The 1,121-nt window shown below is 39.2% G+C and carries 1 protein-coding gene; it reads right to left on the bottom strand.

Translation table 11 applies throughout. The features are described from left to right. Nucleotides 1–38: 38 nt before the first annotated feature. Entirely contained in the window at nt 39–1,031 is a 993-nt protein-coding gene (locus V7083_RS08865; protein WP_335477155.1) for a DUF418 domain-containing protein, read from the bottom strand. Nucleotides 1,032–1,121 lie beyond the last annotated feature (90 nt).

Genomic DNA, 1,121 nt, shown 5'->3' with positions numbered 1-1,121 from the left:
AAAAAATACCCTATCTTTAATAAAGATAAGGTTCATTTTTACGATTTAATCGGCATCCGCTTTAAATAAGTAACCATCCTCCACATCCATTCAAATGGCCCAAAACGAAAATAACGCAGCCAGATGGTGCTGAAAACGAGCTGAATGACATAGATTCCTAAACAAACGAACAGTGTTTGAGTGTAAGTAATCGGGGCATTTAAGAGCCATTTGGAAATGAAGATAAAAGCAGTTTGTGCTAGATAATTCGTCAGTGCCATTCTGCCTAAATTTTTTAAAGGCGCCAATATTTTTTGGATCGTAGTGAATTGTAACAGCAAAATCATGGATCCAACATAAAACCCTGAGACGATTGGACCTATTGTGATTCCCAAATTGATAAACTGCCGAGTTTTTTCATATTCTAACGCTGAACCTGTGCCAAAGGTTGTTGGAGCAAACTGGTATTGATAGATGATTCCGACCACACTTAATAGGAATGATATGCCTGTAAAAATAGCAATCTTTTTCTTGTGTTCCTCGAGCCGCTCAAATACTTGATATTGTCCGGCAGTCATTCCAAGTAACATTAATGGGACAACCATGAATAATTTTATGGAGTAATAGCCGATCACCATTAGCATCAGTATTGAAAAGGTGAGATTTATTGACCTGTTGAACTTATAAAACGGTAAAAGGATGAGTCCGCTAATGGCATAAACAGTCAGCGCCTCCCCTGGATGAAACCGAACATGGACTAGTCCAAATATAAATAAAACAACAATACGCCTAAAAAAAAGTACATACCCATTCTTCCCTTTTTGATTGGCTCGGGTGATAAACAAATAAAACCCCACCCCAAACAAAAACGTAAAAATAGAGTAAAATCGTCCCTCCACAAACAGATATAAAAACCGCCAATACACGGCATCTACTGATCCCGAAGCTGGAACCTGTGCCTCCAACAAAGGACCTATATTCACCAACACAATCCCCAATAACGCAAACCCCCGCAAATAATCCAACACATCAATCCGTCGACCCAACTCCATCACAAAACTCCTTTAGTGCCTTTCCCAATAATCCTATAAACCACGAACATAAACACAATAACATGTCCACCCCAGGAGGACATTTGTCCA

Origin of the sequence: Bacillus sp. JJ1764, from assembly GCF_036962145.1 — a bacterium.
In the GTDB taxonomy this organism is placed as follows: domain Bacteria; phylum Bacillota; class Bacilli; order Bacillales; family Cytobacillaceae; genus Neobacillus.
Note: the sequence above shows the minus strand (reverse complement) of the source record. Positions and strands in the feature narration are given on the sequence as shown.

Coding starts and splice junctions, on each gene's coding strand:
- V7083_RS08865 (WP_335477155.1), bottom strand. CDS start 1,031: ATGGAGTTGGGTCGACGGATTGATGTGTTGGATTATTTGCGGGGGTTT.